This is a genomic window from Luteibacter rhizovicinus (genome assembly GCF_004342265.1).
GTDB lineage: Bacteria > Pseudomonadota > Gammaproteobacteria > Xanthomonadales > Rhodanobacteraceae > Luteibacter > Luteibacter rhizovicinus_B.
The window spans coordinates 1-7,062 of sequence record NZ_SMCS01000015.1; the positions used below are offsets into that span (position 1 = coordinate 1).

Genomic DNA, 7,062 nt, shown 5'->3' on the forward strand with positions numbered 1-7,062 from the left:
CAGACTCTGGCAAGCGAGGTGGATCGCCGTCAGCGACGACGAGCACATGGTGTCCAGCGCCATGCTCGGACCGTTGAAATTGCAGAAATACGAAATCCGGTTCGCGATCGAGGCCGGATGACCCGGTACGGCAATTGCCCGTCCTCTTGCCTGTTCCTGGGCACCGTACAGTTGATATTCCTCGTACATCACGCCGACGAATACACCGACGTTGCTGTCCTCGGCCACGTTGTCGCGGGTGTAGCCCGCGTCTTCCAGCGTGCCGTGCACGCATTCGAGGAACAGCCGTTCCTGCGGGTCCATCAACTCCGCTTCGCGTGGCGAGATGTTGAAGAACAGCGGGTCGAACAGGTCGACGCCATCGATGAAACCGCCCCATTTCCCATAGGTCTTGCCGGGTTTGGTGCGGTCTTCGTCGTAGTAAAGCGTGTGATCCCAACGATCCGATGGAATCTCGGTGATGCTGTCCTTGCCCTGGCTCAGATTGGCCCAGAACTGTTCGAGATTGCCTGCCTGCGGATAGCGGCCGGCGACACCAATGATGGCAATTTCACCGACGTCGCCACCGGCAGCCTTGCCGATCCGCTTGTGCGTCTCATAGCGCGACCGGCGGCTCATCGATACGGAAGCAGGCTTATCGACCTTGGTCGCCGAAGGCACGGACACCGCGGCCGCGACGGCGCGGCTTTCACCCAGCAACGCAGCCATAGCGGCATGATGATGCTGCACGAAATATCCGCTCAATGCGGCAATGGTCTGATATTCGAAGAACAGCGTTTTTGGCAGTGGACCGAATTGCTTCTCCAGAGCGCGTGTGAGGTCGAGCACCAGGAGGGAATCGATGCCATAGGTTTCCATCTGCGCCCGTGGATCGATCCTGTGGGTCGGCAGCTTCAGCGTCGTCGACAGGAAACGTACGAAGTAGCGGGTGGCTCGTTCCCGGATATCGTTCAACACGTCATCGTCCGACGCATCGTTAGCGATCAGCGCGACAGCCTCTTCCTTCGGCGGCAGTGGTACTGAATCATTCACCGGGTAGTCCTTTCCTTGGCTTATCGCGTCTACGGCGTTCGCATCGCGGGAAAAACCACCCGTGAACGGGGGAGTCAACACCCTCAGACCAAGCCGCCTGAATCGCAGGCACGGCACGCCGTCGTCGTCGCACACATCGATATCGACCGTTTGCACGGCATCGCTGCCTGCACGGTCGACGCTGGGCCGAACCAACGCCCACATGCTGGCCGTGCAGGGAGCGAGTACGTCCAGCGCGCCCAACGAGAACGGCAGCATCAAGGTCGGACCGTCCGCATTTGTGCCAACTTGCAAACCGATCGATGCCTGTAGCGCGGCATCGAGCAGGCTCGGATGCAGCACATAGCTATCCTTCGACGCGCGGACCGACGCGGGCAGCGTTATCCGGGCCAGCGTCATTTGTTCGCCGACGAACACGTCGCTCAAGCCGCGGAAGCCATCTCCATAGTGCAAGCCCAGCTTGTCGAAGACCGCATAGCATTGCCCGGCATCGAGATGGGCCTCCGTGCATTGCTGACGCAGGGTCGCCAGATCGAGGCTCGTCGGAGCGACATCGTCGACGGCATCCGTCACCACGCCGCGGCCATAGACGATCTCACCGTCTGCGACTCCGGAATGAATCTGATAGCCGATGTCCCCGTTGTCTTCCGGATACAGCGAAACATGCAACTCCACGCCCTCGCTGCCGACGACCACGGGGCGTGACCATACGACGTCCTTCAGATGCAGCTTGCCGGTGCCGTCCATCGCTTCGTTCGCCGCAAAGCGTGCCATTTCGAGTTGGGCTACGCCCGGCAATATCCGGCTATCCAGCACCACATGATCGGCAAGGAAGAATTCGTCCCCGCCAAAGCGACTGCTGAAGCGTGGCCCCGACAAGTTCGACGAATTGCGCTGTATCAGCGGATGCAGCACGGCGTCCACACGGGATGTCGCTGGCAGATGGGTATCCCCGATCGGTACCCAGTAACTTTCCCGTGCAAAGGAATACGTCGGCAAACTGATGCGGCGAGGCTTGTGGTTGGCGTATAGGCTGGTCCAGTCGAGACCGTATCCCTTTACCCACAGATCGAGCAGCTTGCCGAACTTCCCTTTTTCGACCCAGCTCCGGACGGTCTGGGCCATGTCTTCATCGGCGGAGAACGTGGCCATCGCGTCTTTGTTGCGCCTGACCTGTCCGCGATAGAACTCGTCCATGCTGTCGCCCGCGAGGAAGCGCGTCAGCTTGTCGCGCAGTTCGGCGAGGGAGCCGACCACGAGACCCAGCCGCTCCTCCATCGCTTCGCGTCCGACCTGAAGCGTATAGGCAAGATCGGTCAGTTCGATCTCCGTCTCCGCTTGCGACGAATCGATGAACGTCAGCAGCGATTGCACTTGTTCGCGCAGCCGTTCCTCATTGCGCGCCGACAGCACCACTACAACCGGACCGTTCGCGACAGGAGTCGTTACCGCCGACGGAATGTATTCCTCCAGCACGACATGCGCATTCACTCCGCCGAAACCGAACGAGCTCACTCCGGCGCGGCGCGGCAGAGTCTGTCCGCGCGCATCGCATACCGCCGCCCATTCGCGTGCTTCCTGCACCACATAGAACGGACTGCCGTTCAAGTCGATGTACGGATTGAGGGTGTCGCTATGCAGACTCTTCACCAGCGTCTTGTGCTTCATCTGCAGCAAGATTTTGACGACGCCTGCGACGCCGGCCGCCAGTTCGAGATGGCCGATATTGGTCTTGACCGAGCCCAGCCCGCAGTGCGGTGCCACGATGTCGCTCTCGCCCGTCGCCGCGTACAGCTCCTTGAACGCGGCCTTCAGGCCATTGATCTCCACCGGATCCCCCAGCGGCGTACCGGTGCCGTGAGCCTCGATATAAGTCACGGTGCGCGGATCGATACCCGCTTGCTGGTGAGCCTTTCGGACCACTGCGGCCTGCGCCTTCGGATTGGGCGCGGTCAGGGAGTTGGCGCGACCACCATGATTCTCCGCCGTACCACGCACCAGACCGTAGATATGGTCGCCATCGCGCTCGGCGGCGGACAACGTCTTCAACACCAGCATCGCGACGCCTTCGCCGCGTACATAGCCGTTGGCCTCGCTCGAGAAGGTCTTGCAGCGACCGTCCTCGCTCAACATCCCGGCCTTGTTGAAACTGATGTGCAGCTCGGGGTTGACGATGGTGTTCACGCCACCGGCGATAGCCATGCCGCAGTCACCCCGCTCGATCGCGAGGATCGCCCGCCGCAGCGCAACCAGCGAGCTGGAGCAGGCCGTTTCCACCGGCTCGCTCGGGCCGTGGAAATTGAGGAAATAACTCATCCGGTTGGGCCCGACCGAAGCGACCGCCCCGGTCGAGGAATACCCTTCGATCGCCGCCCTGGCCCGACTGATCAGGTTGCCGTACCCACTAGCCATGGTGCCGACATAGATGGCCGTATCGCTACCCGAAAGCGCCGGTCCTGCATAACCGGCATCTTCCAGCGCCTTCCAGACATGGGTCATCATCAGGCGCTGCTGCGGGTCCATCAGCTCCGCTTCCTTGGGCGAGATGCCAAAGAACATCGGGTCGAATTCGTCCACCCCGTCGATGAAGCCGCCCCACGTGATGTCGGTCTTGTTCTCTTCCGGTGCCCGGTCGCCGTACCAGGCCTGCCAGTCGCCGCGCTCGGGCGGAATTTCGCCGATGCAATCCTTGCCGTCGCGCAGATTGCGCCAGAAAGCATCGATGTCCCGCGCCTGCGGGAACTGACCGCTCATGCCGACGATCGCGATCGGTTCGTTGACCGCCTGAGTCCGGCTCGCAGCCGGCGCCACCATAGGCGTGCCGAAACGCCGCCGCCCGCGTGAGCGGATACGTTCGAACGCCGGCATCGGCGCCGCAACGGCCGCCGCTGCATGTGCTGCCGTCGTGCTGTTCGTTACCGCCTGCTGAGGTGCCAGCGCCGTCGGGTACTCGCGCACCAGATGGCCGGCCAGACCGTCGAGTGTCGGATATTCGAAAAAGATCGTTGGCTTCAGTTCGAGCCGGTAGTGCTGATTCAACGCATTGCCGAATTCGGTCAGCGAGATCGAATCGAAACCGTACTCGCTCAAGGCCGTCTCGCCGTCGATGTCCTCCGGCTTCACCTTGATCAGTGACGACACTATTCCCATCAGTGTCCGTTTCACCAGATCCTGTAACGCGTGGTCGTCCTGGTGTGTCTTCGCACCGCTGTCGTTGGTTGCCGTCGACGGTAACGTCGCGACTGTTTCCTGCGATTTGCCCAGCAGTACCTGCCGGATGCGAGCCGCGTCGCCCGCCACGACCAACAGCTGATTCAGCCCACTCGCCAGCGCCTGTCGCAGAGCCAATACACCGCTATCGGTGGCCAGCGCATGCATACCCAGTTGCTGGATCAACATCGTGCGCGTCGCGGCATCCGCCTGCATGCCGCCTTCGTCCCACAACGGCCAGTTCACCGACAGCGTGTGCCCGTGGCGCTGTCCTCGTGCCACGAGTTCGGCGCGATGGTGCGCGAACGCATCCATGAACGCATTGGCCGCCGCATAGTCGGCCTGCCCCACATTTCCCACCGCGCCGGCGATGGACGAGAAGCAGATGAAGCAGTCGAGCGTCATGTCGCGGCTGGCTTCGTCGAGATTCAGCGTACCGGCCACCTTGGCGCTGAGGACGTCGTGCAGTTGTTGCCGGGTCTTCTTGGCGATGAAGCTGTCGCGTACCACGCCGGCGCTATGGATGATGCCGTCGAGACTTTCGAACTCTTCCGGAATGCTGTGCACCAGTTGCGTCAGGGCAACGGCATCGGTGACGTCGACCGCGTGGTAGCGCACGACGGCACCGAGGGTTTCCAGGTGGCGGATGTTGGCCTGAATGCCTTCGTTCGGTGCCGATCGGCCAGTCAGGATCAGCACGGCGTTCCGGGCTTGACTCGCGATTTCGCGTGCGAAGATCAAACCGAGTCCGCCTGCCCCACCGGTGATCAGGTACACGCCATGCGCTTTCCACGGCGAGGCGGCTTCAGGTGTCGACGGGCGTTCGGCCCAGCCGCCGATCTGGCGCTCGCCGTCGACGTAACGTACTTGCTGCGCGTTTCCATCGCGGTTTTCCAGCAACGCCTGCACGATGTCCTGACCGCTTTCGACGCGGATGACCTGACCGACGATGCGCGGATTTTCCAGTTGCGCCGTGCGCAGCATGCCGCCCAGTCCGACCATGGTCTGGCCCATGCCGTGACTGGGCACGACCACCTGGATCAGGTGCCTACCGCTCTGACTGCCCAGCGACTGGATCTGTTCCAGAAGCATGCCAGCGGCCGCTTCAAAGCGATGGGCAACATCGTTGCCGTTGGCTGGTTCGAGGCAGATTGCGTCGGGCAGGTGAGGTTCCAGGTCGACCGCATCCACGCCGCACAACAAGACGACGTGCTTCGCAAACGCATCGCCTGTCGCCGCCAACGCCGGCTGCGTCGTCCATGTCGGTTGCAAGAGCAGGGTCTGGATCGGTTTGCTGTGCGCCGCGTTCGCTGTCATCGGCCTCAGACTGAACTGCGTGAAGCGCACGCATACCGCACCGAGCTCGTCGCACAGGTCAACGTCGAGCCGCTGCACCGCGTCGCCCGTCTGGCTACCGGCGCTGTGCCGCACGACGGCCCACATGGCAGCCGTGCATGGTCCGAGCACTTCGAGGGCACCCAGTGCAAAAGGCAACATCAGCGTCGCCCTGCCCGCCTCCGCCGCCGTACTCATTTGCAGGCCCAGCGTTGCTTGCAACGCCGCATCCAGCAGGCTGGGGTGAAGCACGTAGCCGTCCATCTGCACAGATGTGGGTAACGTGACACGCGCCAGGACTTGCTGCGACCCTACGAACAGTTCGCTCAGGCCCTGGAATCCCGGGCCATAGTGCAAACCCATCTGTTCGAAGCGGGCGTAGCATTGCGCCGCACTCAGATGAGATGCGGTGCATTCTTTACGTAAGGCGGACAGGTCGTGCACTACCGCGGTACCGGAGTCCGCATCCGCGATAGCGATCACCGAACCCTGGCTATACGTTACGACTTCGCCATTATCGCCTTCGCTATAAATTTCGAAGCTGAGATCGCCGGTTTCTTCGGGATAGAGCGCGATATGCAGGTCGACCCCGTCCGCGTCTACCGTGACGGGGCGCATCCATGCGATGTTTTTCAGCTGCAGTTGGCAATCGTCTTCGATCGCTTCGCTGGCGGCGCTGCGCGCCATCTCCAGCTGTGCGACACCCGGCAGAACCCGCGCACCTTGCACCACGTGATCGGCGAGGAAGAATTCTTCCCCGCTGAAGTGCGTGCTGAAGCGCAGCCCGGCGACGTCCGAGGTATTGCGATGTAGCAGCGGATGCAATGTCGCTGCGGCGCCGGAGGAGATGGCCGGCTGCACCGTGCCGGTCTGTATCCAATAGCGCTCGCGGGCAAACGGATAGGTCGGCAGACTGATGCGACGTGGCCGGTTGGCACCGTACAGACGCTGCCAGTCGAAGGCGAGGCCCTTGACCCACAGGTCGAGCAGCTTGCCGAACTTGCCCTTGGCGATCCATGCCTCGACGATGGTACCCATGTCGTCGTCACCGGCCAGGGCGGCCAATGCGTCTTTGTTCCGCTTGACCTGGCCGCGATACAACTCGTCGATGACGGTCTCGCCGGCGGCATAGGCGCCCAGCTTCTCGCGCAGTTCGGATAGCGAGTTGACTACCAGCCCGAGCCGCTCTTCCATGGCTTCTCGCCCGACTTGCAGCGTGTACGCCAGATCGGCCAGTGCGATATCCGCATTCGATGCGATAGCTGCCAGCAACAACTGCACCTGTTCGCGGAGCCGGTCTTCATGGCGTGCCGACAACACGATCAGCGCCGGACCGCTCGCCGCATGTGGCACGACTGGCGGAACGTACTCCTCGATCACCACATGTGCATTCGCACCGCCCGCACCGAACGACGAAATGCCCGCGATTCTCGGCAATTCCCGCCGGTCCAGCATCGGACGCGGCCACGGTGCGAGTTCCTGCTG

The 7,062-nt window shown here is 62.3% G+C and carries 1 protein-coding gene; it reads right to left on the reverse strand.

Going from position 1 to position 7,062, the window contains the following annotated elements; all coding sequences use genetic code 11:
• Positions 1-7,062: SDR family NAD(P)-dependent oxidoreductase (locus EC912_RS19180; protein ID WP_132147702.1), on the reverse strand; the 7,062-nt coding region annotated here is incomplete at both ends.